General features: G+C 64.7%; 26 protein-coding genes and 1 pseudogene. 16 read left to right on the forward strand and 11 right to left on the reverse strand.

Going from position 1 to position 24332, the window contains the following annotated elements; translation table 11 throughout:
- Nucleotides 1-98 precede the first annotated feature (98 nt).
- From KXD98_RS20405 to KXD98_RS20415, 3 genes are all read right to left on the reverse strand, one after another.
- Nucleotides 99-515: a hypothetical protein gene (locus KXD98_RS20405; RefSeq protein WP_073683291.1), complete on the reverse strand. Its 417-nt coding sequence runs from the start codon at nucleotides 513-515 to the stop codon at nucleotides 99-101.
- A 333-nt stretch (nucleotides 516-848) separates the two neighbouring features.
- Nucleotides 849-1769: a M56 family metallopeptidase gene (locus KXD98_RS20410; RefSeq protein ID WP_073683292.1), complete on the reverse strand. Its 921-nt coding sequence runs from the start codon at nucleotides 1767-1769 to the stop codon at nucleotides 849-851.
- Nucleotides 1769-2131, reverse strand: coding sequence for a BlaI/MecI/CopY family transcriptional regulator (locus tag KXD98_RS20415; RefSeq protein WP_024444607.1), 363 nt, complete (start codon nucleotides 2129-2131; stop codon nucleotides 1769-1771). The genes KXD98_RS20410 and KXD98_RS20415 overlap by 1 nt, the downstream gene beginning before the upstream one ends.
- A 338-nt stretch (nucleotides 2132-2469) precedes the next feature.
- Here KXD98_RS20415 and ripA point away from each other — a divergent pair, with 338 nt between their 5' ends.
- The 3 genes from ripA (at nucleotide 2470) to KXD98_RS20430 (ending at nucleotide 6173) form a co-directional block, all read left to right on the forward strand.
- A complete protein-coding gene (gene ripA / locus KXD98_RS20420; RefSeq protein WP_396881729.1) occupies nucleotides 2470-3873 on the forward strand; it encodes an NlpC/P60 family peptidoglycan endopeptidase RipA in 1404 nt (467 codons plus the stop codon).
- A gap of 369 nt (nucleotides 3874-4242) precedes the next feature.
- The gene (locus tag KXD98_RS20425; RefSeq protein WP_260760103.1) at nucleotides 4243-4989 is read left to right on the forward strand and encodes a response regulator transcription factor; all 747 of its coding nucleotides are present in this window, start codon (nucleotides 4243-4245) and stop codon (nucleotides 4987-4989) included.
- Nucleotides 4986-6173 (forward strand): cell wall metabolism sensor histidine kinase WalK, encoded by a 1188-nt coding sequence (locus KXD98_RS20430; protein ID WP_260760104.1) that lies wholly within the window; start codon nucleotides 4986-4988, stop codon nucleotides 6171-6173. Before KXD98_RS20425 ends, KXD98_RS20430 begins: the two co-directional genes overlap by 4 nt.
- Before the next feature lie 13 nt (nucleotides 6174-6186).
- On the opposite strand, the gene KXD98_RS20435 is transcribed toward KXD98_RS20430, so the two are convergent.
- On the reverse strand, nucleotides 6187-6882 hold the full coding sequence (locus tag KXD98_RS20435) for a DUF305 domain-containing protein (RefSeq protein ID WP_114733526.1): 696 nt from the start codon (nucleotides 6880-6882) through the stop codon (nucleotides 6187-6189).
- A 236-nt stretch (nucleotides 6883-7118) separates the two neighbouring features.
- Between KXD98_RS20435 and KXD98_RS20440 the strand changes: the two genes are divergently transcribed.
- Nucleotides 7119-7967 carry a F510_1955 family glycosylhydrolase gene (locus tag KXD98_RS20440; protein WP_046361665.1) on the forward strand — a complete coding sequence of 283 codons (849 nt, stop codon included), beginning with the start codon at nucleotides 7119-7121 and terminating at the stop codon, nucleotides 7965-7967.
- Between the two features lie 165 nt (nucleotides 7968-8132).
- Here KXD98_RS20440 and ripC read toward each other — a convergent pair whose 3' ends face one another.
- From ripC to KXD98_RS20455, 3 genes and pseudogenes are all read right to left on the reverse strand, one after another.
- Nucleotides 8133-9224: a peptidoglycan hydrolase RipC gene (gene ripC, locus KXD98_RS20445; protein ID WP_220098461.1), complete on the reverse strand. Its 1092-nt coding sequence runs from the start codon at nucleotides 9222-9224 to the stop codon at nucleotides 8133-8135.
- A gap of 565 nt (nucleotides 9225-9789) precedes the next feature.
- Nucleotides 9790-10351 (reverse strand): annotated as a pseudogene (locus KXD98_RS20450) (RES family NAD+ phosphorylase).
- On the reverse strand, nucleotides 10348-10689 hold the full coding sequence (locus KXD98_RS20455) for an antitoxin Xre/MbcA/ParS toxin-binding domain-containing protein (protein ID WP_163678469.1): 342 nt from the start codon (nucleotides 10687-10689) through the stop codon (nucleotides 10348-10350). The pseudogene KXD98_RS20450 and the gene KXD98_RS20455 overlap by 4 nt, the downstream one beginning before the upstream one ends.
- 335 nt (nucleotides 10690-11024) lie before the next feature.
- Here KXD98_RS20455 and KXD98_RS20460 point away from each other — a divergent pair, with 335 nt between their 5' ends.
- Together KXD98_RS20460 and KXD98_RS20465 are read left to right on the forward strand one after the other, a co-directional pair.
- Nucleotides 11025-11495, forward strand: coding sequence for an alkyl sulfatase C-terminal domain-containing protein (locus KXD98_RS20460; RefSeq protein ID WP_260760107.1), 471 nt, complete (start codon nucleotides 11025-11027; stop codon nucleotides 11493-11495).
- Nucleotides 11496-11659: 164 nt separating this feature from the next.
- Nucleotides 11660-12631, forward strand: coding sequence for an IS481 family transposase (locus KXD98_RS20465; RefSeq protein WP_043988055.1), 972 nt, complete (start codon nucleotides 11660-11662; stop codon nucleotides 12629-12631).
- 452 nt (nucleotides 12632-13083) lie between these two features.
- On the opposite strand, the gene KXD98_RS20470 is transcribed toward KXD98_RS20465, so the two are convergent.
- Entirely contained in the window at nucleotides 13084-13578 is a 495-nt protein-coding gene (locus tag KXD98_RS20470; RefSeq protein WP_011856867.1) for a hypothetical protein, read from the reverse strand.
- Nucleotides 13579-13975: 397 nt separating this feature from the next.
- Between KXD98_RS20470 and KXD98_RS20475 the strand changes: the two genes are divergently transcribed.
- The 3 genes from KXD98_RS20475 (at nucleotide 13976) to KXD98_RS20485 (ending at nucleotide 16888) form a co-directional block, all read left to right on the forward strand.
- Nucleotides 13976-15103 (forward strand): tyrosine-type recombinase/integrase, encoded by a 1128-nt coding sequence (locus KXD98_RS20475; RefSeq protein ID WP_046363131.1) that lies wholly within the window; start codon nucleotides 13976-13978, stop codon nucleotides 15101-15103.
- Entirely contained in the window at nucleotides 15093-15425 is a 333-nt protein-coding gene (locus KXD98_RS20480; RefSeq protein WP_024449211.1) for a helix-turn-helix transcriptional regulator, read from the forward strand. The genes KXD98_RS20475 and KXD98_RS20480 overlap by 11 nt, the downstream gene beginning before the upstream one ends.
- Before the next feature lie 128 nt (nucleotides 15426-15553).
- The gene (locus KXD98_RS20485) at nucleotides 15554-16888 is read left to right on the forward strand and encodes a hypothetical protein (protein WP_011856875.1); all 1335 of its coding nucleotides are present in this window, start codon (nucleotides 15554-15556) and stop codon (nucleotides 16886-16888) included.
- A gap of 349 nt (nucleotides 16889-17237) precedes the next feature.
- Here the strand turns inward: KXD98_RS20485 and KXD98_RS20490 are convergent, their stop codons facing one another.
- Nucleotides 17238-17930: a TetR/AcrR family transcriptional regulator gene (locus KXD98_RS20490; RefSeq protein WP_011856876.1), complete on the reverse strand. Its 693-nt coding sequence runs from the start codon at nucleotides 17928-17930 to the stop codon at nucleotides 17238-17240.
- Between the two features lie 102 nt (nucleotides 17931-18032).
- On the opposite strand from KXD98_RS20490, the gene KXD98_RS20495 reads away from it, so the two are divergent.
- The 3 genes from KXD98_RS20495 (at nucleotide 18033) to KXD98_RS20505 (ending at nucleotide 19756) form a co-directional block, all read left to right on the forward strand.
- Complete coding sequence (locus KXD98_RS20495) at nucleotides 18033-18545, forward strand: PaaI family thioesterase (RefSeq protein WP_011856877.1); 513 nt, start codon at nucleotides 18033-18035, stop codon at nucleotides 18543-18545.
- Complete coding sequence (locus KXD98_RS20500; protein WP_011856878.1) at nucleotides 18542-19213, forward strand: TetR family transcriptional regulator; 672 nt, start codon at nucleotides 18542-18544, stop codon at nucleotides 19211-19213. Before KXD98_RS20495 ends, KXD98_RS20500 begins: the two co-directional genes overlap by 4 nt.
- A 78-nt stretch (nucleotides 19214-19291) precedes the next feature.
- Entirely contained in the window at nucleotides 19292-19756 is a 465-nt protein-coding gene (locus KXD98_RS20505) for a DUF6188 family protein (RefSeq protein ID WP_024449209.1), read from the forward strand.
- A 48-nt stretch (nucleotides 19757-19804) separates the two neighbouring features.
- Here KXD98_RS20505 and KXD98_RS20510 read toward each other — a convergent pair whose 3' ends face one another.
- Together KXD98_RS20510 and KXD98_RS20515 are read right to left on the reverse strand one after the other, a co-directional pair.
- Nucleotides 19805-20854 (reverse strand): LLM class flavin-dependent oxidoreductase, encoded by a 1050-nt coding sequence (locus KXD98_RS20510; RefSeq protein WP_011856880.1) that lies wholly within the window; start codon nucleotides 20852-20854, stop codon nucleotides 19805-19807.
- A complete protein-coding gene (locus tag KXD98_RS20515) occupies nucleotides 20851-21447 on the reverse strand; it encodes a TetR/AcrR family transcriptional regulator (RefSeq protein ID WP_011856881.1) in 597 nt (198 codons plus the stop codon). Before KXD98_RS20515 ends, KXD98_RS20510 begins: the two co-directional genes overlap by 4 nt.
- Nucleotides 21448-21520: 73 nt before the next feature.
- Between KXD98_RS20515 and KXD98_RS20520 the strand changes: the two genes are divergently transcribed.
- From KXD98_RS20520 to KXD98_RS20535, 4 genes are read left to right on the forward strand one after another with little or no spacing between them, the layout of a single operon-like run.
- Complete coding sequence (locus tag KXD98_RS20520) at nucleotides 21521-22717, forward strand: cytochrome P450 (protein ID WP_011856882.1); 1197 nt, start codon at nucleotides 21521-21523, stop codon at nucleotides 22715-22717.
- A 28-nt stretch (nucleotides 22718-22745) separates the two neighbouring features.
- A complete protein-coding gene (locus KXD98_RS20525; protein ID WP_156442342.1) occupies nucleotides 22746-22907 on the forward strand; it encodes a hypothetical protein in 162 nt (53 codons plus the stop codon).
- Nucleotides 22892-23344: a PaaI family thioesterase gene (locus KXD98_RS20530; protein WP_011856883.1), complete on the forward strand. Its 453-nt coding sequence runs from the start codon at nucleotides 22892-22894 to the stop codon at nucleotides 23342-23344. Before KXD98_RS20525 ends, KXD98_RS20530 begins: the two co-directional genes overlap by 16 nt.
- Nucleotides 23345-23402: 58 nt before the next feature.
- Nucleotides 23403-24293, forward strand: a complete 891-nt coding sequence (locus tag KXD98_RS20535; RefSeq protein WP_011856884.1) for an alpha/beta fold hydrolase — start codon at nucleotides 23403-23405, stop codon at nucleotides 24291-24293.
- Nucleotides 24294-24332 lie beyond the last annotated feature (39 nt).

Consider the following 24332-nt stretch of genomic DNA (forward strand, 5'->3'; position numbering starts at 1 on the left):
GAATGTCGCTTCTGTGAGGCCGCGACGAAGCACGGCGACTGACGGCAGGTAGCGGTCACCGGCCACCGTCGAAGACGACGGGGCCTGACGCTAGCCGATCAGCGGCGCGCGATACACAGGTGGGCGAGCACGTCGCGGCCGGTGCGCAGGGCGCGGGCGTTCCGTGGTGGACCGCGGATAGGCGCCTTCGCCGCCTGGCACCACAGCAGCGGAAGTACAGCCACGACGAGGCCCAACGCGAGCGCGATCAGGGAGACCGTTCCCCGCGGCAGGATCGCTTCGGCCAGGGTGTCGGGCGTGCACTCGGCGTCGGGTTGGGAGAGGTGGGGGTGGTCGAGCTCGACAGACATCGGCGCGCCGACCGCACTGGCGGCCAGGGTGTGCGGTCCGTGCGTAGGTGCCGCATTCACGCCGGGCAGTGCCCACTCGGCTCCGACGATGACGGTCCAGAACGCGATCAACGCCGCGACGATGGCGCGGCGGCGTTGCCCAGAGTTCGCGTCGAAGTACTTCACGATGTTGCCGACTGTAGCAGCGGATCGGCGATTTCAGGCTCGGCCCCCTAGCCGATGCCGGGTTGTGATCAGACAGCGACCGCCGTTGCGCCGAGCCATCCGGCCGTTCCGTCGCACGATCGACTTCGCCCGATGCCCTTGCGAAAACGCCCTTTTGGAGGTTCCGCGAAGGAGATACAACAGATCGTTGCGCTGCTTGTACCGCAGATCATCTACGGTTTTACTACGTAGATAATTTGCTCTCTATCGGCCCGCGCGCCAAGCGGTGTTTCCTTTGCTGGCGGCCTACGTGCATTGGCTCCACCTGCGGAACGTGCGGCGGGCGTTGAGGCGCTAGTGGTGGCAGAGCACCTGGATGAGGGCGGGTGTGGCGAGCATGGCGGTGATCGCGGCTGCCAGGCAGATGCGGTGGCGCCATCGCACGTGCCGGCGTGTGGGGGTGAGCAGGCGCTGCGCTCGCGCGATGACCGCTGTTCCCGCCGCGGCGAGGCCTTCCCGTGCAGGCGGGTGTTCTCCGGCCAGAGCAGATAATCCAGCCAACAGCGGATGCGTGCCGACGCGGCGCACGGCGGTGTCGTCAGCGCACATCTCCAGCAGTTCACCCACACGATGAGGGGCCGTCGCGAAAAGCGGAAGCCGCGGCAGTGTGCCCCCCAAAGCGCGGAGCGCCATGAGGATGTGGTGGTGGCGCCCGGAGATGTGCGCGTTTTCATGCGCCAGAACCGCTTTGAGCTGTGATCGGTTCAACGACTTCATCGCCGCGGAGGTGACGATGATGGCGTTCGGGCGTCCGACCACGCAGTAGGCAGCAGGCCGGTCGGCCTCCACGACCACCACATTGGGATGGTCGGTGGGTCGGCCGACGATCCGCGCGGCACGCGCGTGCTCGTGACTTCGCGCCCGCAGCCGCGACAAGCAGCGACCGATCCGCATTACGACGAACCCTGACGTCAGGGTTCCTACCGCGATGAGAACAACAGAACCGATTCGTCCGGCCATGGGGGTGTGCTCGGAGAAGCCAAACAGCTCCAGGCACAGCGTCACGACCGCGCCCGTACGAATACTGTCCGTCGTTGCGCCGATGACCATGATCAGCGCGACGAGCCACGCCGTCAGCGTCGCGGCGACGGTGGCCAGCCAGGCTGCCACTCCCATATGGGGGCTGATGCCGTGACGGGTCATCCGCCTCAGGACCGGTGGCGCCCACCAGGCCAGCGCGCTGCCGTAGAGGAGCAGCCACAGCGCGGCGGTCATCACCGACGACCCTTGCGCAGAGCCGCCTTCAATTGAGCGGACTGCTCGGCGTTCATCTGCTCAACAAAGAAGGCCAGCACCGCATCGGTATCCCCGCCGGCGTCGAACGCGGCCTTCATCAAACGCGCGGAACGCTCCTCGCGGCTCATGGACGCCTGATACACGTACGCTTTCCCATCGCGCTGACGTTGCAACCAGCGCTTGCGGTACAGGTTGTCCATCGTCGACATCACGGTGGTGTAAGCGATCTGGCGCCGTTGAGAGATCTCGTCGAAAACCTCACGCACCGTGACAGGCTCGGCGTAATCCCACACGCAATCCATGACCACCGCTTCGAGGTCGCCGAATCCTCGCTGTTCCATTTGCGCCTCCCGCTCTCCGCGACGAGCTGGCCTCCTCGCGCCCCGAGCTCTTCAGTCCCCAATGTAGCCGCCGAGCTGGGAAAAGCCGCGATACGCCTCACCTGGACCGCATAGGGCCAGCATCTGCACTACCGGCCGCGGCGCGTGAACCTAGCGCCCGTGGCGCACAGTTGTAACCGACCTGAGACTGTGACAGACGTTCCTCCTGATACCAAAGTGATGTACGTTCCGTCTACGTACTATTGTGCTACGTACTTAGCTCGGTAGTAGGAGTGCCGCGGGTGCCTTTCGGCTTAGGTGCGCGGCTCGACAACGCTCACCCCAGCTGAGGAGATTCGATGCGGCGCCTCACTTCTTTTCTGAGTCTCTTCGCATTAATGCCGGCACTGGTGATCAGCGCCCCGGGCACCGCTGTTGCCGGGCATGACGGCAGCCCCGACCGCGACGACGTTCCCTCATTGGTTGCGGCGGTCGCCGAAGCGAACCAGCGGATGGCCGACGTCGGTAGCGACATCCAGATCAAGCAAGAGGGCGTCAACCGTGCCCTGGTCGAAATCGCGGCCGCTCGCGACACCCTCGCGCAGGCCCGACGCGACGTTGTTGCCAGCGACCAAGCCCTTACCGACAGCCAACACGCGATCGAGGCCGCACAACAGCGCTTTGACCGCTTCGCCGCGTCGACCTATATGAACGGGCCGTCGGGTGCGTTGCCGCTGGCAAAAAGTCCCGAGGAGATCCTGGCCGGGGCCTCGACCCAGCAGACCCTCACCATCAGCTTTCAGCGGGTCCGCGACGACCTCCTGCGTCGGCAGACCGATCAGGCCAACAAGCTTTCTGCTGCGACGGCCGCGCGGGCGCGCGCCGAGAGCGCCGCCGCGGACGCCCAACGCCGGCAAGACGACGCGGTAGCCGCACTCCGGGACGCCCAGCAGACGTTTACCGCACAGCAACGCGAGGTCGAACGGCTCGCTACCGAACGCGACTCCGCTCAAGCTCGACTGGAAGCCGCCCGACCGGTGGCGGCGACAGCCGCCGCGCCCAGTGCCGCGCAACCCGGCACTGTTCCGGCATCCGGCGCTCCCTGGGACCGCGGCACCACGTCGCCGGGGGGCGCCACCAAGGGGGGCCTGTGGGACACCACGCTGCCGATGGTGCCCAGCGCTAACGTGGCCGGCGACCCGGTGGCCATCATCAATGCCGTCCTCAAGATCATGGCGACCTCGGCGCAGCTGACGGCCGACATGGGCCGCAAGTTCCTCACCAAACTCGGCATTCTGTCTCCAGTCACCGCCGCCGCAGATCCCGGCATCACCAACGGACGCATCCCCCGCCTCTACGGCCGCCAGGCCTCAGAATTCGTGATTCGCCGCGCCATGTCACAACTGGGCGTGCCTTACTCCTGGGGCGGCGGCAACGCCAACGGCCCGTCACGAGGCATCGACCAGGGCGCCAACACCGTGGGTTTCGACTGTTCGGGCCTGATGCTGTATGCCTTCGCCGGCGTCGGCATCAAACTCGACCACTACTCCGGGTCGCAATACAACGCAGGCCGCAAGATCCCCTCGTCACAGATGCGACGCGGTGACCTCATCTTTTACGGCCCCAACGCCAGCCAGCACGAAGCGATGTATCTGGGCGACGGCATGATGATCGAAGCCCCCTACACCGGGTCGGTCGTCAAGATCTCGCCCGTGCGCACCTCCGGCATGACGCCCTACGTCACCCGCTTGATCGAATATTGACGTCGCCGCGATGCCGCGCAGGTGGACCGGTCAGTGCGCCGCGGTGCGGCCGCTGCGAATCGGCCTCCTCGGGCACGTCAGGCCGCCCCGAACGACGCGGCCAGCGAGAGGCGTTAAATAGCGCCGTCGCGCCGGCGATCGCAGCCGCCCACAGCGCCACGACCACGGCACACAGGATCAGCCACGCTTGCCACCCGAGACTGTTCGGGCACACGTCCATCAGCCAACGCATGTCAGGCCCTCCTCCGCAGTGAGCCTCACCCCACCGTAGGAGGAAAACGGTATGAGTCGTGTGAAGATCTGCTGAAGATCGAGCCGCTCGGTCAGCCATACCTGGTTACGGGCGCACCAGCAGGCACCATATGGGACATGCAGCACCACCACCTGGGCGCGCCTGAGAGCGCGAAGGGATACCGCGCGCTGGTCGTCGACGACGAACTCCCCCTGGCCGAAGTGGTGGCCAGCTATCTCGAACGCGAGCAGTTCGAAGCCGTCGTCGCCGGCAACGGTGTCGACGCAATCGCCGTCGCACGCGACCTGGATCCCGATGTCGTCATCCTTGACCTCGGCCTACCCGGCATCGACGGACTCGAGGTCTGCCGGCAATTGCGGACCTTCTCCGACGCCTACGTCGTCATGCTCACCGCCCGTGACACCGAACTGGATACCGTGCTCGGCCTCACCGTCGGCGCCGACGACTACATCACCAAACCCTTCAGTCCCCGCGAGCTGGTCGCGCGCATCCGCGCCATGCTGCGGCGACCCCGCATCCTGCAAACAGCCGCCGCACCCGCCGAACGAGAGACAGCCCCGCCGCGCCGCTTCGGCGCACTGAGCATCTACGTCGCCGCCCGTGAGGTACATATCGACGACGAACTAATCCTGTTGACCCGCACCGAATTCGACATTCTCGAAGCCCTGTCCGCGCGGCCAGGAATCGTGCTGAGCCGCCGACAACTTCTCGAAATAATCCGCGACGAACCCTGGGTCGGCAACGAACACCTCGTCGACGTCCACATCGGACACTTACGACGCAAACTCGGCGACGACGCCGCACGCCCCCGCTACATCGCCACGGTTCGAGGTGTCGGATACCGGATGGGAACCGGACAGTGACTCCCCCACCCACGTCGACCCCTCGCCGGCGTCGACGGCCGGGCCGTCCCGGTATCGGCCTGCGACTCCTGGCGGCCCAAGCCATCGTGCTGGCGGCCGGAGCGGCGACGACCGCGGTGGTCGCTGCCGTGGTCGGCCCACCGCTGTTCCGCGAACACCTCCACCGTGCCGGTGTCCCGATGGACTCCCTGGAAGAAGTCCACGCCGAAGAGGCCTACGGCTACGCAACGGTGATCTCCATCGGAGGCGCTTTAGCGGTGTCAGCACTGGCCGCCCTCGCGGTCAGCTTCTACGTCAGTCGACGCCTCCAACGGTCCATCACCGAAGTCGCCGCCGCGGCCACCGATGTCGCTGAAGGGAACTACGACATCCGCGTGTCACCGCCGCGCCTCGGCGATGACTTCGACGCCCTCGCAACCGCATTCAACCAAATGGCCTCCCGGCTTCAAGCCGTCGATTCGACACGACAGCAACTGTTCGGAGACCTCGCGCACGAGATCCGCACACCCGTGGCAGTACTCGAGGCCTACATCGAGGCACTCGAAGACGGCGTGCGCTCCTTGACACCCCAGACAGCAGCCATGCTGCGCGACCAAACCCGTCGGCTGGTGCGATTCTCCGATGACGTCGCCGCGCTGGCGAAGGCCGAGGAAAGTGCGGTGTCTATGTCCTACGCCTCCCTCGACGTGGACCGCCTAACCCGCCAGTGCGTCGCAGCAGCACAAGAACGCTATAACGCCAAGGGGGTCGGACTGCACGTACACCTCCCGCAACCGCTACCGCCGCTTTGGGCCGACGAACAACGACTGTCTCAAGTGTTGGGAAACCTGCTGGAGAATGCGCTACGGCACACACCGCCCGGCGGGTCGGTACACCTTCACTGTCTTCGTGACGGCGACCAGGTAAAAATCGCTGTCGCTGACACCGGAGAAGGGATAGCCGCTGAGCACGTCACCCGAGTGTTCGAACGGTTCTACCGGGCAGACACCGCCCGCGACCGGGAGCATGGCGGCGCCGGTATCGGGCTCGCCATCGCCAAAGCGCTCATCGAAGCGCACGGCGGATCGATCTCGGTAGCCAGTGCTGGACCCGGCGCCGGCGCAACATTCACCATCGCCCTGCCCATCACCCCGATACGCAGCGAACACCACCCTGCGACGGCTGCTCAACGCGTCCCTGACTAGTGCCCTCTCCGCGCTACTTGTCCAACATTCCCTGCATCGTGTCGATCTCTGCTTGCTGAGAAGACACGATGTTGCGCGCCATCTCGACTGCCGCCGGGAACTGGCCGTTGTCAACTTCCTGCTGCGCCATCATGATCGCGCCCTTGTGATGCTCGATCATCTGCGTCAAAAAGAGTCGGCTAGCCTCAGCGCCCTGCGCGTTCTGCAGTGCAGCCATATCGGCTTCCGACATCATGCCCATACCGCCGCCGCTCATACCCGGCATATCACCCATGTCTCCGCTGGGCATTTGATGGCCAGGCATGTCATGACCGGGCATTGCGGCGGTGCTGGGGGCCGTTGTCGACGAGGACACTCCCCAGTCCTGCAGCCAGCCCTGCATCTGTTCGATCTCAGGACCCTGAGCGTTCTTGATCTCGTTGGCGAGTGACACTACTTCAGGATCAACTCCCTGCTTGCCGAGCAGCATGTCGCTCATCTCGATCGCCTGCTGATGATGAGGGATCATGCCCTGAGCGAACGTCACATCAGCATCGTTATGGGCAGCGTCACTGCTCGCAGCACTGGGCGAAGCCGACGCCGACGCTGCTGCCGAGGTGGTGCTCGACGACGATGACTGAGACTCGTTCGTTGCATTCGAACAGCCGCTGATATACAGGGCCGACGCCGCAAGCGCCGCAAGCCCGAATCCAAAACGCTTGTGCTGCATCGCACATCCTTCCTCGAACATCTTCGTGACACCATGCGTCCACACGGCAAGCCCTTGCGCCGCCGCACCCCAGCCTCAGCATGCCGAGTATGGGTCAGTTCGTGATCCGATGAAGATTTGATGAAGACGACTCCCCCGGTCTGTCACTCGCGGTCGCGCCACCCGAGGCGCAGCCACCTCACGCACCGCCCACCTACTATTGAACTACGTAGATCTCGTGACCGGAAGGTGTCCGTGTGCTGATCCGCAACCTTTTCGCCATCGCCCTGACCGGGGCTCTGGCCGCGGCCTGTTCGTCGAACGCCCCTGAAAGCCCGCCACCCGCCGTCGTGCCGGGCATGGTGCACATCCACGGCCTCGGCATCAACCCATCTGACGACAAGCTCTACGTCGCAACTCATTACGGCCTCTACACCGTTGAGCAAGATCAGGCGCCCCAACGAGTTGGTGAGCTCTCGCAGGACTTCATGGGCTTCACCGTCGCCGGCCCCGACGAATTCCTGGCTAGCGGCCACCCCGACCCCGCCGATCGTCAACAGCCCCCGCACCTCGGCCTGATCAAAAGCAGCGACGCCGGCCAGTCCTGGGAACCTCTGTCGTTGCACGGTAGCGCCGACTTCCACGCGCTCAAATACCGCCACGGACGGGTCTACGGTCACGACAGCCAATCCGGCACCGTGATGGTTAGTTTTGATCAGCGGTCCTGGCAGCAGCGCGCAGAAGTGCCCGCCGCCGTCGACCTCGCAGTATCACCGGGTGCCCCGGATGAGATTCTCGCGACAGCACGCCAAGGGCTGCTCCGAAGCACCGACGGGGCGAGGACGTTCAGCGCAGTCACCGGTGCGCCGGCACTGCTGTTCATCAGCTGGCCCGACCGCGGTCCCCTGCTCGGCGCCGACCTCGAAGGACGGCTGTACACCAGCGCCGACGACGGGCAGACCTGGCAGCCGGGCCACTCGCTCAACAACAAACCCCAGGCCCTGCTCGCCGCCGGCAACGGTCAGGTCTACATCGCCACTGATACCGCCATCTACACCTCCACCGACAACGGCGCGACCGTCAACGTCCTCACCGCTGTCGAATAGACACCCGACCGCAAAACCCCCGTCGAAGCCGTGCGAGACGGGTTTCGAGTACGCAGAACGATTGCCTGCTCAACCCTGCACATCGCTCACACCATCGACGACATCGGCGAATGGACCGAACCGCCAGGATTTCCTCTGGAATGGACCGGCCTCGCTGCGAAGCTCCTAGTACCGCCGCACGTTGTGAATCGGCGCCGACGAGATCGGCGCGACTTTCACCGGCGTTCCGTACGTCGACGCATGCACCATCAACCCGTCGCCGATGTAAATCCCCGCGTGAGACACGTCAGCATAGAAGGTCACGATGTCGCCGGGCTGAACGTCTGAAAGCGCCACCGGCTGCCCGCCCTGCGCAAGCGCCTGACTCGACCGAGGCAACGACTTGCCGTTCTGCAGAAACGCCCACTTAATCAGCCCAGAGCAGTCGAACGCATCCGGACCGGTGGCTCCCCACGAATAAGGCGACCCCACCCGTGTCAGCGCCGCCTGGACCACCGCAACACCGTTCCCCGAGGATCCACCGCCCGCCGGGCCCGGCATAGCAACGATGCTCGGATCGCTCACCGGCGGAGTCGACGGCAAAGGAGGCGGCGCGGGGCCAGGGTCAGCCAAAATCGCTCGCTGATCAGGCGTCAAAGCGTCGTAGCGGGCCTGCACAGCAGCAATCTGCTCCGCCATCCGACGCTGTTTGGCCTCCAGGTCGGTCCGCACTGCCGCCGCCTCATCGGCCGCACTCCGCGCTTGGGCTGCCGACTTCGCAGACCGCTCCGCAGTTGCCGCGGCCCGCGCACTGGCCGACCGGAACGCAGCCATCTGCACAGCCAGCTCCGACGCAACCGTCTTCTGGACTGCCAGCTGATCGATCAAATTCTGAGGAGACGTCGCCGTCAACGCCGCCGCCAAGGTATCCGTGCGCCCACCCATGTAGGCAGCCGCGGCCAACCTATCGACTGCAGCCTGATACCTCACCAGATCGGCCGCCGCTGCATCCGCGGCCATGCGATCCGAAACCGCCCCCTTCTCCGCAACCTGCTGCGCTGCGAGCTTCTCGTCAAGGTCGATCTGCGCCGTGTGAATCTGCTCGGTGGTCTGCTCCGCCAGACGCGACAATTCAGTCAGTTCGGCAAGGGCATCAGCCGCCGGATCAGCGCGGACACCGGTTGCCAAAAGCGCAGCAACAACGCCGAAAGCCACCAAAATGCAGACGAGCCGCCTGCCCAACGCGCGCGGCAGGACCGCCAGCACAGATGAAGTCACAAGAGCGAAAACCTTCGGCTAAGTAGCAAGTACGTACTAGATACGTAGGTCACGGTTAGGTTACGAGGCCAGGCAGCCGCTGTCCAGCCGGATTTTCTAGGGCGCGCTCTGAACTGATGGCCCGAAACTGCGTCGGCTCAGCGGCATCCTTCGGTCCCGCTGTTCGTCACCCACGCGACGTCAAGCGCTAAGGGTATGAAGAAGGCGCAATCGACACCACCGACTCATCGCCCCTTATCAGCTACCGCCTCACGACCGCTTCCCCTAGCGTCACGACGCGCCCTCCTGGTTGAAAGCCCTATTCGGAGTCATAGAGACATTCATCGTGGATAACGACTGATATCCATAGCGCGGTTGACTTGTCCCCCACGACCCGATCGAGTCGATGCGACAATATGCGGGAATCGAATATGCAGGTTTACCGGTATTAGTCTGCTTATTGCATCCGGTGAATTTGGCATCCTCGCACGGTCAGGACAACAAACATTCCCCAGCCGAGCGAGCGTCCAACAAGAACGAGCTGCAAGACGCTCCCCTGGGGCGGGGAGCAGGCCGCCGCCCCTAGTTAAGGGTGCCGCAGTTCTCCGTAGCGGGTAGGTGTCAGATCCTCGCTGTGGCTGACGTGGAGCCGACCGGGGCGGGTCCGTTGTTCGTAGGCGGTGATGACCAAGCCAATTCCCCCGGCGGCAGGCACCAGTACGCCTTGCACATGCAGGAACCATGCGGCATGGCCCACCGCTTGGCACGCCGACCAGTCGTCGCCATAGATGTCGTCGTCCTCGAGCCCCACCGCTTCGCGGGCGTCAGAGGTGATGAGATCCAGGACGGCCAGGTCGGTGGCCTCGATGGTGTGCAGTCGATAGGAAGCTTCGAGCATCTTCTCCGGGGTCGTCGACGCCGCCTGCGCGGCGCGTTCTACTTCGACCATGCACGCTTGCGTGGAGTCGGCCAGATAGATCGCCGAGAAGAGTCCGGCAGGGTTTCCACCTTCCACCGAATCTGCGCGCCCCTTCCCCCGACAAGGGGTCACGGTGGGCGCCGGTGTAGCGAGCGCACGTGCCCGACCACCGGCTGGTGCCGCGCGCGTCAATGCGCTGCACCAGGTCCTCGTCGAGCGCATCGCTCACACGAAGATCCCTTGGGCCATGGCGTCGATGAGGGCCAAGACGCGCTGGTACTCGCCGTCACGCACCAGGTCGGCGGGCTTGGCGTGGGCCAGTAATCGATTCGGGGAGAACATCCAGACGTTGGCCTGGTCTCGGGGAAGCACTTCGGCCAGCGCGTCGGCGACGTAGGCCAGTTCGATGAGTCGTTGTTTGTTGAGTCGTTGTGGAACGACCTGTCCTGAGGTCCAGCGCGCCACCGAGCGCGCCGACGCGTCGACGATGTCGCCGACCTCTTCGTAGGTCAATCCCAAGCGCTCGATCGCACTCGACACGGTCGAGGCGAGCGCGTTAGCTCCCATATCGTCTGCCTGTCTTCCTTTTGTCTGCGTGTGTGTCATGCATTCTGTCATGAAACAACGCCCGAGGTCGAGAGGACGTTTTCACACGATGGGCATTCAGTTTCGGCTCGGACCCAACGACCACAAGCAGGTCGAAGATTTCCTGTCGCGTGAGCACGCTGGCACCGACGCCATCACACTGGACACCAAAGCTGCACGTCACCAGGCCGCTGCGGCGGCAGCCGCCGTGGAGGCGGGCCTGCGGGTGTACTGGGAGCCCGCCGCTGAGCGGCTTGCCGACGAGGGCTTCGGCCTCGACAAGCTGCCGCTGTGCACCGGCCGTCCCTACGGCATCAATGCTCTTGCCGAGGATCAATCGGCACGCCGCGCTGGTAGACCTGACGGTGGAGAAGCACCCGGAGCTCGTCACCCACGTCACGGCCCCGCACTTCTACGTCACCGACGAACGCACTGCACGACTGAACGTCGATCTCGCCGAACGCACCCGCCTGGCCGTCGGCAAGGACAAGCCCACCCGGGCCGTGATTACCGTTCACGCTGAACGTCAAGTTCGCCAACCTCAACAAGGAGTACGGCCTCACCGTCGAGAACGCGGTGCTGCACTACGCTCCCGAGCCGGTACCGAACGCCAACGCCAGCCTGACACTGCTAAAGCCACGCTGGACGATATTCAGCTGGGCAACATCACCCTTGACGACGCCAAGAAGCAGAACAAACTCACCATCGATGGCCAAGAAGCGTCGTTCAACGATTTCCTTGGCCTACTCGACACCTTCCCGTTCTGGTGCAACATCGTCACCCCATAGCCCGAAGCCGGCGTCGCCGTTCACCGAAGACTGACCTGAGATAAAACCGGCCCTAGCTGTAACTCCCAGACAGGTTGTGAACGGCGTGGTGAGCGGAAGTAGGTGAGGACCTCCGGTATCGGTGTGGTTACCAAACACGCACATCCGATTACCGAGAGGTCCTCATGGTCCACGCTAATGCTTCGTTGACTCCTCGTGGGCGGTTGCGGCTTGCGCAGGCGGTTGTTGATCAGGGCTGGAGTTTGCGGCGCGCGGCTGAGCGGTTCCAATGTTCGGTGGCCACAGCCAAGAAATGGGCCGACCGTTATCGCGACGGTGGCGAAGCAGCGATGGTAGACCGGCCCAGCCGGCCGCATCGCAGTCCGTTGCGGTTGCCGAAACGACGTGAGCGGCGCATCGTCAACCTGCGCTTCACCCGGCGCTGGGGCCCACATCGCATCGCCGCTTACCTGCACCTGCCACGCTCGACCGTTGAGGCGGTGCTGCGCCGCTACCGGATGCCATTGCTGCGGCACCTGGACCAAAACACCGGGTTACCGGTACGCCGGCCCAAACCCCGCCGCTATGAGCACCCGGCTCCCGGCGACTTGGTCCATGTCGACGTCAAGAAACTGGGCCGCATCCCCGACGGGGGCGGCCATCGCAAGCTGGGTCGCCAAGCCGGCCGGCGCAACCGCTGCGGCATGGGATACACGTTCTTGCACCACGCCGTTGATGACCACTCCCGGCTGGCCTACTCCGAGGACCTCACCGACGAACGCAAAGAAACCGCCGCGGGATTCTGGAAACGCGCCAACGCGTTCTTCGCCGACCACGGCATCACCGTCAAACGAGTGTTGACCGACAATGGATCCTGTTACCGGTCAAAGAATTTCGCTGAAGCGCTCGGCCCCGACATCACCCACAAGAGGACCCGGCCCTACCGGCCACAGACCAACGGCAAAGTCGAGCGATTCAACCGCACCCTGACCACCGAATGGGCCTATGCGCAGACCTACCGCTCTGAGGCCGAACGCGCCGGAACCTACCAGCACTGGCTGCATCACTACAATCACCACCGACCCCACACCGGCATCGGCGGAATGACACCAATCGAGCGCCTACGCGTTCACAACCTACCCGTGAAGAACACCTAGCCATCGGCACCGATGGCACCTGTCCCAGATGTCGAGTCCGACACCGTGGGCCCGCACACCACATGGCGGTGAAACGCGCGATCTCCGAGGCGTGCGCCAGCCGGTCCACGATAACCTCGCCGCTCTCCTCAAGACCGGTGAACCTAACAGCCGGCACCTACGTTCACCGCGGCCCGCGTATTCGGCCACCGCACCACGCCGCACGCCCCATCAGACAGCGTCCGCGTCGACACGACCGCGACCCCGCAGCCGCGCTGCGGCGACGCATCGCTCAGTGCGCCCAGCAGGCCGGCGGGAGTGCGGGATCGCGGCCCCGCGGCAGCGTCCCCGCGACGGCATCAACTTGCGCGCTGCCCTGCGCCGTCGCAACGCCGCGCCGAGCGCCCTTCTGTCGTCGGGTTCAGGACGTAGCGCACCCTTGAGACTTCCGTCGCCGCGCCACCGCCGAACCGTCACGCTGGCGCCGCTCCGGCCGGCGGTTCGCCCGCGTCCGGGCCGACCTCCCCGTCCGCCGCCGCCTCCCCCGTTCCGGACACATTCCGACCTAGTGCCTGCGAACCGTTCCGCGATACCGGATTTGCCGCTTTCGGCGCATGCCGTGCCATCACGCGCACGATTGCGATCCCGAGGTCGTGTTTGGTGGCGATCGTCGTCAGCGTCTCACCCCGCTCACGCATCCGTTCGACGGCCGCGCCCGCCGCTTCGCGATCGTCGCCTACCCGTTTAGCTTCTTCGCGCGCCAACTGCGCGTCGGCCTGCGCGCGCAGCTCCGCGCGCCGCTGCTTCTTCCACTCGCCAATCGCGTCGAGTTTGTCGATCGCGTGAAGCAGGATCGTCGCGTCCTTGAGGTTCGCCTTCTCCCGCGCCGCAAGCTCCTCGTTGGCGCGCCGAGCCGCTTCCACAGCCCGGCGCCGGGCCTCCGCCTTGGATGTTCTCGCTGCCGTCATGGTTGAGGACCTTAGAAGTGTTCGGGCCGAGCAGGCCACCACCACAGCCACATTCGTCGCCCACGACTTTTTTCGTCCGCCCTCCTGACCGCTTCACCGTCGCCACCCTCAACCCACCGTCACCCACCCCACTCGCCAACCACCGCACCCACCGCCAGCCGCCCTCCTCACACCCCGTTTACAGCCCGCCGACAGACCACACACCTCTTGCACTTCGGAGCCGAAGGTCGCGAATCAACCTGAAGTTGACGCGTATATCTGGCGCATGGGACCAGCGCCGGATGCGCTTCATTGAACCACTTTCGTGTTCCTCCTGGTAGACGGATTTCGCTCGCAGGTGTGGTAACTTGCGGTTGTCATTGACAACTCTAAGTTGACGATAGATGGAGGTTCTCTTGTGAGCGTTCCGGGGTCGGCGCACTTGGTTCTTGCCTCGGGCGTGGTTCACCTGGACGAGGCCAGCGCAGTCTTCGAAGCGATGCTGTCTGGGTGGGGTCGTCAACAGGCGTCTCGGCTACTCGCTGCTGAGGCCACGATCGAGCCGCGGCTGGCGTTGGTGCGGCGGTTCGCAGAGTTCGCCGGGGCGCCTCCGTGGGACTGGACTGCCGGCGATGTCGAAGACTTCACGGCCGCTTTGATGTCGGGCCCGGAACGCAAAGCACCGTCGACCATTCGCGGCTATCACATGTCGTTGCGGATGTTCTGCGACTACCTACTCGATAGCCGCTACGGTTGGATCGCGCAATGCGAGAACAGGTTCGGACGGATCCCATCGCAGGTCTGTCACGACTACAACACCGCCGCGCATCTGGTCGACTACGAGGGCAAGCCCGCGCGTCGCCCGTTCACCTACGACGAACTGGAAACATTGTTCGATTTCCTCGATGATCGCGTCGATGTTCTCGCTCGGTCCAGGAACAAAGGCGCGTTCGCGGCGCTGCGCGACGCACAGATGATCAAGACGGCCTACGCCTTCGGTTTACGCCGCCGCGAGCTGTGCTATCTCGATCTCGCCGACCTGCGTCCGAACTCGCGGATGCCGGCCTGGGGCACGTTCGGCGCCGTCCACGTTCGCTACGCCAAATCACGTCGCGGCAGCTCTCCCAGGCGTCGCACCGTGCTCGCCGTTCCGGAGTTCGACTGGGTGATCGACGGACTGCGCCAATGGGTCGACCACGGCCGCCCACTCCTCAGCCCCGGGAACCGTCAAGAGCTCTGGCTGACCGAGCGTCGACGGCGCGTGGCGACCAAGACCATGGATAGGCGATTCGCCGTCGCACGGGTGCAAGCGGGACTGCCTGCCGAGCTCACCTTGCACTGCCTGCGGCACTCCTATGTCACCCATCTGATCGAGTTCGGTTATCCGGAGCGGTTCGTCACCGAACAGGTGGGGCACTCGTATGCCTCGACCACCGCGATCTATACCTCGGTGTCCGACGACTTCAAGACCAAAACACTGCAGGCGGCGCTGCGCCGCGTCTACGGATCATCCACGACGACAGGTGAAGGCGGAGATGAGCACTAGGACCGTGCTGCGGTGGAACCTGCGTCAGCTGATGGCCCAGAACGGAATGTTCGCCACCACCGACCTTGTCGCACCGCTGCACGAGCGTGGCGTGGAGATCTCCCGACAGATGGTGCACCGGATCGCGACCAAGCCCCCGCAGCGCATCAATCTCGACCTGCTCGCCGCCCTCTGCGACATCTTGTCGTGCACGCCCAACGACCTGCTCGAGCTCGTCGCCGAACAAGTCCGTGAGGCGCCCGCGGTCAACGACAGCGGACCCGGCATCGGCGACCTGCGACCCATCCGCGCCACCATCCGCCGCCCCCACGACAACCAGTGACTCAGCGGGCCTGCTGGGAGTGTGCAAGCACCATCCGGCTAACCCCACTGACGCACGGGCGTCGCATCTGTGTCGCATGCCGTCGCAGACGGCACTATCACCCCGAGAAATGCCCGCGGTGTGAGACCGTGCGGCCACTGGCGTGGCAGCTCGACGATGCCATCGTGTGCGCCTCCTGCGCCGGTGTCGCATCGATCTTCACCTGCAGCGAATGCGGCCGCGAAGAACACCCCTACGGGTTCTACCGATGCGCCCGCTGCTTCCTACGCGAGCGCCTCACCGAGCTGCTCACCGACCCGATCAGCGGCACGATTCATCACCGACTACGGCCCGTGTTCGACGAACTGATCAACGCCGACCGCCCACAGACGGTGCTCTGGTGGCTGCGAAAGAAGCCCGGTACCGGCCCGCAGCTCCTTCGCGACATGGCCTGCGGAACGCGTGAAATCAGCCACGACACCTTCAGCGATCTTCCCTCGGACCGAGCCCACGATTACTTGCGCAGCCTCCTGGTCGCGGTCGGCGTTCTGGGCCCGATCGACATCCGCGTCGAACGGATGCTGCCCTGGATCGAGGACGTTGTAGCCGAGCTTCCGGCCGAAGACGCCGCCATCGTTCGCCGATTCGCGCATTGGCATGTACTGCGCCAGATGCGCAAGGCCTCCCACGAGAACCGGCTGACGAGATCGATGACCGATGCCTGCCGTCGTCGCGTCCGCGTGGCGATTCAGTTCATGGCGTTTCTGCACACCCACGACGCCACTCCGGCGACAGCGACACAGGAGATGCTGGAGCGCTACCAGGCGCTCCACCGGAGGCCGCTCACTGCCGAGTACGCCTTCCTCGTCTGGCTACGCCAATCCCGCATCAACACCACACTGAGGGTCACCGATCCGCCACGGTCACCTCCCTCGGTAACCGTCTCGGATTCCCAGCGGTGGGCCGCCGTCGGGCGGCTGCTGCACGACGACACAATCCGCCGCAAAACCCGCATCGCGGGACTGCTCACATTGTTGTTCGCCCAACCTCTTTCGCGCATCGTCGCCCTGCGATCAAGCCAAATCTCGATCTCCGACGATCACGCCGTGCATGTCGTCTTCGCCGCCATCCCCATCCAAATGCCTCCCCTACTCGACGACCTCATCCGCGAGCATCTGGAGCAGCAATGCGAAAGCCGCTACACCCCATCCCATACGGGCTGGCTGTTCCCCGGCCGACTTCCCGGCACCCACCTGTCCACCGAGAACATCCGCACCCAGCTCGTCGCGGTCGGGGTGAAACCCTACGAACATCGCAAAGCCGCCCTCTTCCAGCTCGCCAGCGACATGCCCGCACCCGTGCTGGCCGAACTGCTCGCGATCACCACCAAGAACGCAGCCGCCTGGGCCAAACTCGCCGCCCGCGACTGGACCGATTACGTCACCGAACGCGGCAGATCAATGCCGCATCGAAGGCGGAGCTAACTCGCAACAGCGATGTCGTAACCACTCCATGCCGCCGAGGCCACGATTCGCCTGCTCTCGTCAAAGTTGTTCTTTGTCAATCCTCCTCGCCACAAGTCAAGCAATCGAGAAACGGGTTCAAGCAGTTGCGCGCCCTCAAGCGTCTGAGACGCCGAACCGCGGGTGACCTGCACTTCGGGTAGCTCACTACCCTGCTGCGAGTCTCCGCACCTCGCTGTGGAACGGAAACCAGCGTACGGCCTCGCCGATGATGGCGACGAATGGTCCTTCGATGCCATCACCGACGCGATTTGCGAGAGGCGAAAAGGGCCCGAAGACCAGCCGGCTCGACATTGTGATTTCGTTGTGCCTAGCGAGCTGAGCGCGCCGGGCGGCCCGTCTTCTTGGTGGCGATGTTCGATTTTATGGCGTCGCTGTCGGTGTTGCGGTGGGCGGCGAGAAAGTCATCGACGATGTTCGCGCAGTCATTGTGAGTGATAGTGCGAAGCCCGGTCATTCGGGCGAAGGCGAGTGGTCCGACGAGTTGGCAAAGCGCCAGTTCCTGGTCGAAGTCGTTGAGTTCGGCTTGAGCTTTTGGGCTGGTGAGTACGGCGTCAAATGGTTGACGATATTGATCGACAACTCGGGTCCGTAGCGCCCCGGATGTGTGGCGGTCTTCCGCTTGGGCATTGGAGCCGGTGGGCCCCAATGAGAGCCACGCGAGTGTCGTGACATGCAGCGGTGCGTCGTTGAAAAGGGCGGCTTGGCGGCTGAGCAATTCGATCAGCTGCTCACGGAGGGGTCCGCTGGTCGGTGCCGGAGTGGTCACTTGTGGAAGTAGGCGTTCGAACGTGGCTGCCAGTAAATGCGACGAACTGTGGAAGTGGCGGTACAGCGTGGTTCGGGCCACTTTGGATGCTTTGGTGACGGCATCGATAGTGACCGCTTCCACCCCACCGGTGCTCAGTAGCGTTGCCGCAGCATCCAGCAGCCGGGTGCGTGACCGGATGAGCCGAGGGTCCACGTCGTCGTCAGGGACGGGCACTGCCTGACTGTCGCTCACTCGTTCACCTCGGCGGTCGATCTTCACGCGATGCTGTCACGGCAGTCTAGCAGTGTGGTACTAACGGTAGCGCAGCGAAACCGATCGTATTGGAGGGTGACGGTGCCCGAAAGCCTGTTGCCGCCCGAGCGGCTGCCCTCGCACACCACGACATGCATGGGTTGCGGCCCGGACAACCCCCACGGACTGCGGTTGGTGGTGCATCGTAGCGGCGACGCGGTGTACACCGATGTGACGTTCGATGAGCGCCATATCGGGGCCCCGGGCCTGGCCCATGGCGGGGCAGTGGCCGCGGCATGTGATGACGTCCTGGGCTTCACGTTGTGGATCGCCGGAACCCCGGCGGTGACCCGCACCCTGACGGTCGAATATTTGCGGCCGGTGCCGCTGCATCAGACCCACCGGATTACTGCCCACATCGTCTCTCGTGAAGGGCGGGCGCTGCATGTCACGGCGACAGGCACGGGTGAGGGTGGGATCGCCCGCTTCACCGCCAGTGCAGTGTTCATTGTCGTCAGCCCTGAGCACTTCGCCGCACACGGCGATGTCAGCGCTTTCGGCGATCTTCTGGAGCAGTTCTCGCGCCGCGGCGGCCTCGACCCGGAGCCGTCATGACTGTCCCTCAGGCGCGCAGCCACGGGAAAACCCCGCCTTCGGAAGCGAACTCGGTCGCTGCAGAGAAGCGAGCCGCTAACGCGTCGCGTTCACGCGCGTCCGCACGGCGCCGGGAGACCATTCTTGATGCAGCTTTGGTCGTGGCCGCGGCGGGTGGTTACGAGGCGGTTCAGATGCGGACAGTTGCCGAGCGGGTCGGCATCGCCGTCGGCACGCTTTACCGCTATTTCCCGGCGAAAACCCACTTGCTGGTGGCAGCGCTGACGCGCGAGTTCCGTCGACTCGACTCGGCCGGGGACTGGGCGAGTGGTGAGGGCACACCGCTGGAACGGCTCGAACGGCTCACCGCACATCTGCATGACCGCTGGCAGCGCGACCCATGGCTGACGACGGCCATGACACGGGCCTTCGCAGTCGCAGATACCCGCGCCGCCGCGGAACTCGACCGCGCGGCCGATGAGATCCAGATCCTGCTGGCCCGCACGCTCAGGGGCGGCGAGCCCACTCCTACCGATCTGCACGTGGCTGGGATCATCTCCGACATCTGGCTGGCCAACCTCGTGGCCTTCAGCGGCCACCGCGCGACAGCCGCCGACACCCGCGACCGCATTGACCGAGCCACCAGGCGCGTCGTGACCAGCGCTGCTAGGCCAGCCGTCTACCGGTAACGATACTGCTGGTATCGCAGCGATACTTGGCGTACTCTTTGGGGATACGGCTCAACGATGCGTCGAAAAGAGACTGCCATGTACACCCAATGGATCGAAAACCTTGTCGTACAACGCCTCTCGCTGCACGGCGGCCTGGTTCTGGATTTCGATGATTACAACGAAATCGTCATCTCCTGCCCCCTACTATTGACGCTTCCTGCCGTCGGCACCTACCCCATCGAGGCGGTGCGTATTGACCCCCTCAGGATCGCGACCCACGAACGCCCGCTGCTGAACCTCGCCGGCGCACTGTGCACCCAGGCCTGGTCCAGCGACGATGGAGGGCTACACCTGAGCTTCTCGCGCGGACATCGCATCGATGTCGATCCCGACGCTGAACAGACAGCGTGGGAGCTCTATGGCATGCGCCACGGCTACATGGCCTGTCTACCTCAAGGACGGGTACGCGTGGTCCGCCATGACCTCCCCGACACCGACGACGCCAACATCGTCAACAGCGTCAGGCAATCATCGGCGGGGTCGGCGCGGCAGACCCACTAATCCGGCCGCGGACACTGCGACGGGTCGACTTGGGCGGCAATACGTGGATCAGGTTGAACGTGGACAGGACCGCCCTGGCGACATCGAGGCGGGCGAGCATTCCCGGATGATGCTGTCGAGGTTTTGTTGCACGCGTTCGGCAGTGATGCCGACCGATGGTGAATACAGCATGATGTGGTCGAGGACGCCGTTGTACCGTCTCAATTGTTCACGGACCTCGTGCGCCGTCCCGGCGACACCCATGGCGTCGATCATCTCCTCGGACACAGCGGCGAACATCGCCGGGAAATCGCGCTGGGCGAATGCTTGCCGGATGGCTCGGCCTTCGCTGGCGAAGCCGTTCACATCGAGTACCGTCTCGTAGGATTTGACCGAGGAGTAGAACGCAATCTGCTGCGCCAGTTCGCGCCTGGCGACCTCGGCGTCGTCGTGGATGGCGCACATCACCATGGAAATGATTTCCACGTCATTGGGGTCGCGGCCGGTGTGCGCGGCGCCCCTGGCGATAGCGGGCCGGACGACCTCTTCGACGTAGGTGGTTGTGAACAGCGGATGTCCGGCTAGGCCGTCGGCCACCCGCCCGGCCGCCTCGCACATCCGGGGCCGGACACCGGCAGTGACGATCGGGATCGGCCTGCTGGAGGGTCCCACGTCGCCGGTCGGGGTGAGATTCATTCTGTAGAAACGGCCCTCGTGATGGATCGGGCCTTCATGCAGGTTCCATATCCGGCGCAGCAGCATCACGAGTTCTTCCATCCGCAGGGCGGGTGCGGAGGTGTCGGGCACGCCGTGCCAGTCGCCCATCATCCGTTTGGTGCCGTTGCCGATGCCGAGTACCAGTCGTCCGTTGGAGAGTTCGTCGAGGTCGCGCGCCTCGGTGGCCAGCACCAGGGGGCTTCGGCCGACGCCGTAGAGAATGGAGGAACCGATCCGACAGTTCTGGGTGCTGTTGGCCATCGCGGCCATGGAGATCGATCCGGACCGAGAATAGAACTCCGAGGCCCATACGGCGTCGAACCCGGCCGCATCAGCGGCCTGGGCGGTCTGGGCCAGTGACTTCAGATCCGCGCCGAGAACCGACAGGCCGTAGGTGCTCATGACTGGTCTCCTGTGCGCGGGCGCAGCCCGTCGAACATGACGGCGCTGAGGGTGCTGGCGACCACCGTCTCGTCGAGGTGGTTATCGGTGACCAGGTACATGAGTGCATTGATGGTGACCGCGCCGAACAGCGCAATCGACGTCGATCGCGCATCGGGCTGAGCGACGAGGGATCCGTCGCGGGCCCCTTCGATGAGCAGGGTTTCGACGGGTTGTTGGTAGGCGGTATTGATCATCTCGGCGATAGCCGGCATGCGGGCCGCTCGTCCCAATTCGCCGATGAGTGCACGGCATACCGCTGGCCGCTGCGCCATTGCCCGCAGTTGTGCGCGGATCACGAGTTCGAGGCGTTCGGCACCGGTGCCGCCGGTGTGCACGATCGCGGTCACAGCATCGAAGATGTCCTTGAGGAGGTCTTCGAGCAGGAAAGCAAGGATGTCCTCTTTACCGGCGAAGTAGTAGTACAGCGTCGCTTTCGGCACACCGGTCACCGCGGCGACGTCTTCGATCTTGGAGTCGTTGAGCCCCTTCTCGGCGAACAAGTCCGCCGCGGCGGGAAGCCGGTCAGAGATCTGACGTGGAATCTTGCGCATTGCCCCCCTGTCCCGTTCGGCCGGTTTAGACTGCGAGTCTAAACCGTCGTTACTTTGGTGGTCGGAGGTCTTGGTGGTCTCGGTGCAAATTCGTTACGACCCGTTCGACGCCTCGATTCTCAACGACCCCTATCCGACGTATCGGTCGTTGCGTGACACGGCTCCGGTGTACCGCGCCGAGGAATCCCATACCTGGGTGTTGAGCCGGCACGCCGACGTCCAGGCCGCAGCACTGGATCACGGCACGTACTCCTCGGTGGACGGCATCTTCCCCACCCCACCGGGATCGGACTTCATCGGCTCGTTCCTGCCGATGATGATCGTGATGGACCCTCCGCGCCACGACCAGTTGCGTGCCCTGGTGAGCCGGGCGTTCACTCCCCGGCGGGTGGCCGGGCTGCAGGGCGCCATCACACAGATGGCCGCGGAGTTGTTCGAGCGCCTCGACGAGGGCTCTGGTTCGGCGGACTTCGTGACCGACTTCGCCGCGATCCTGCCCGCCGCGGTGATCGCCGATCTACTGGGCATTCCCGCCACCGATCGTGATCAGTTCCGATTGTGGTCGAGCCAACTGGTCCAGGTCGACGTCAACCACGGACAAACCACCGACGCACTGACCGCCGCCACCTCGATCTACGCCTACTTCACCGACTTCCTCGCCGACCGCCGCCAAACCCCCCGCGAGGACATGATGTCGGCGTTGGCGAACGCCACAGTCGACGGGATCAGACTGACCGACGAGGAAGTCCTCGGCTTCTGCGCGCTGCTGCTCGTCGCGGGCTACGAGACCACCACCAATCTGCTGGGGAACTCCGCGGTCGTGCTGGCCCAGCATCGGCAGACCCGCCGACGCCTGGCCGCCGATCGAACACTATTGGGGCCGGCAGTTGAGGAGTTGCTGCGCTACGACTCACCGGCACAGGGACTTTCACGAACCCTGACCCGCGACGTCACACTGCACGACACGACCATGCGTCAAGGTGAGAAGGTGCTGCTGCTGTTCGGGTCGGCCAACCGCGACGAGCGCGCCTTCCCCGATCCTGACGTGTTCGACATCGAGCGCACCAGTGAGCACCAGGTCGCCTTCGGTCGCGGCATCCACTTCTGTCTGGGCGCGGCACTGGCGCGGATGGAGGCCCGCATCGCTCTGGATGCTCTGTTGGACAAGGTGCCCGACTGGGAGGTCGATCTTGAATCGGCGCGGCGGCTGCGGTCCGGACCGATCCGCGGCTACACATCGCTGCCCATCACTTGGACCACACCGGTCTAGCCCGTGCCCCTCCTCGACGACGCGTCGTGTGCATCACCGCGCGGCCAGGTTCTTCATCGCCGTCGATATCGAGCACTCCGCCGCGCACGGCGACCTCGGCGCATTCGGCGACATGCTCAAACGATTCGCGGGCTCGAACGGTGATCGACCCATGACCGGACAGGAGAAAGGGGCATGGTGGTGGCAGTGACATTCGCGCACTTCGATGAGCAGATCGCCGACCAGCTGCTCAGATCGCCGAACACAGCAGGTGGACTGTCGAGGTTTCTGAGCTTTCGGCACACCGAACTCGCCGCCGGTCGGCTGGTGGCAGAGATGGAAACCCGTGCCGAACTGCTCACACCCTTCGGCACCCTGCACGGCGGATGTCTATCGGCGATGGTCGACCACTGTCTCGGAGTCGTGTTCTACCCCGTCATTCCGGCCGGATCATGGGTCGCCACCACCGAATTCAAGCTAAACCTGCTGCGACCCGTGTCCACCGGTGTGTGTGTCGCCGTCACCGACATCGTGTCGCTGGGCAAGCGCAGTGGAGTGGCGCGCATCGACATTAGCAACGGCGACAAAGCCGTCTGCGTAGCCCAGGGCACGGTCACGATCGTGAACGCCGCGGGCAACGCACTATGAAGGCGCTTGCTGCCGGGCCCACGCTTCGGGCGGACGACGATCTCGCCAGGAAGGTGTCATGACCTCCGCCGTGCAGCATCGGGTCCGAACCCAGGACGGGATCGCCCTGGCTGCGGACTGCTACGGCCACGATGACGCCCGTCCCGTCGTGCTGCTCCTGCACGGCGGCGGCCAGAACCGGCACGCGTGGAGCACTTCAGCGCGTCGCCTCCACGCATGCGGATACACAGTCGTCGCCTACGACACCCGCGGTCACGGCGACAGCGACTGGGACCCAGCCGGCAGGTACGACATCGAGCGACTCGCGACCGATCTTCTCGCCGTGCGCGAGCACTTCAGCGCCTATACCGCCCCTGCGGTCGTAGGTGCATCCCTTGGGGGCATGACCGTGCTCGGCACGCATCTGTTGACATCCGGGGCGTCGTGGGCGGCGGTCGTCCTGGTCGACGTCACCCCGCGACTTGAATTCCAGGGCGCCCGTCGCGTGGTGACGTTCATGGCCGCACATCCCGATGGCTTTAGCACCCTCTCTGACGCCGCAGAGGTGATCGCCGCGTACAACCCCCATCGCTCGCGCCCGGCCAACGTCGACGGCCTGCGCAAGGTGCTACGGCAGCGTCACGACGGCCGCTGGATCTGGCGGTGGGACCCGGCATTCATTCACTCCAACTTCGACTTTCTCCGCGACGAATCGACCACGGGAACGGAGCAATTCGACGCAATCAGCCACCTGCTGATCGACGGAGCCCGACGGGTCAATGCCCCAACACTTCTCGTAAGGGGCCTCTTGTCCGACGTGGTCTCCCAAGCCACCGTCGACGAGTTCAAGCAACTGGTTCCCCACGCCGAGACCGTCGACGTATCCGGCACCGGACACATGATCGCCGGCGACGACAACGACGCCTTCGGCTGCGCCGTCACCGAGTTCCTCGGCCGGAACCTCCTGTAGGTCGCGACGTTGGTCGAGCACCATCGATCGGCCAGTAGT

Origin of the sequence: Mycobacterium sp. SMC-4, from assembly GCF_025263265.1 — a bacterium.
Classification (GTDB): Bacteria; Actinomycetota; Actinomycetes; order Mycobacteriales; family Mycobacteriaceae; genus Mycobacterium.

Coding starts and splice junctions, on each gene's coding strand:
- KXD98_RS20435 (WP_114733526.1), bottom strand. CDS start 6,882: ATGCAGCACAAGCGTTTTGGATTCGGGCTTGCGGCGCTTGCGGCGTCG.
- KXD98_RS20415 (WP_024444607.1), bottom strand. CDS start 2,131: ATGGAACAGCGAGGATTCGGCGACCTCGAAGCGGTGGTCATGGATTGC.
- KXD98_RS20500 (WP_011856878.1), top strand. CDS start 18,542: ATGACTGTCCCTCAGGCGCGCAGCCACGGGAAAACCCCGCCTTCGGAA.
- KXD98_RS20505 (WP_024449209.1), top strand. CDS start 19,292: ATGTACACCCAATGGATCGAAAACCTTGTCGTACAACGCCTCTCGCTG.
- KXD98_RS20465 (WP_043988055.1), top strand. CDS start 11,660: ATGGTCCACGCTAATGCTTCGTTGACTCCTCGTGGGCGGTTGCGGCTT.
- KXD98_RS20425 (WP_260760103.1), top strand. CDS start 4,243: ATGCAGCACCACCACCTGGGCGCGCCTGAGAGCGCGAAGGGATACCGC.
- KXD98_RS20410 (WP_073683292.1), bottom strand. CDS start 1,769: ATGACCGCCGCGCTGTGGCTGCTCCTCTACGGCAGCGCGCTGGCCTGG.
- KXD98_RS20515 (WP_011856881.1), bottom strand. CDS start 21,447: ATGCGCAAGATTCCACGTCAGATCTCTGACCGGCTTCCCGCCGCGGCG.
- KXD98_RS20470 (WP_011856867.1), bottom strand. CDS start 13,578: ATGACGGCAGCGAGAACATCCAAGGCGGAGGCCCGGCGCCGGGCTGTG.
- KXD98_RS20530 (WP_011856883.1), top strand. CDS start 22,892: ATGGTGGTGGCAGTGACATTCGCGCACTTCGATGAGCAGATCGCCGAC.
- ripA (WP_396881729.1), top strand. CDS start 2,470: ATGCGGCGCCTCACTTCTTTTCTGAGTCTCTTCGCATTAATGCCGGCA.
- KXD98_RS20455 (WP_163678469.1), bottom strand. CDS start 10,689: ATGGGAGCTAACGCGCTCGCCTCGACCGTGTCGAGTGCGATCGAGCGC.
- KXD98_RS20460 (WP_260760107.1), top strand. CDS start 11,025: ATGCTCTTGCCGAGGATCAATCGGCACGCCGCGCTGGTAGACCTGACG.
- KXD98_RS20510 (WP_011856880.1), bottom strand. CDS start 20,854: ATGAGCACCTACGGCCTGTCGGTTCTCGGCGCGGATCTGAAGTCACTG.
- KXD98_RS20480 (WP_024449211.1), top strand. CDS start 15,093: ATGAGCACTAGGACCGTGCTGCGGTGGAACCTGCGTCAGCTGATGGCC.
- KXD98_RS20535 (WP_011856884.1), top strand. CDS start 23,403: ATGACCTCCGCCGTGCAGCATCGGGTCCGAACCCAGGACGGGATCGCC.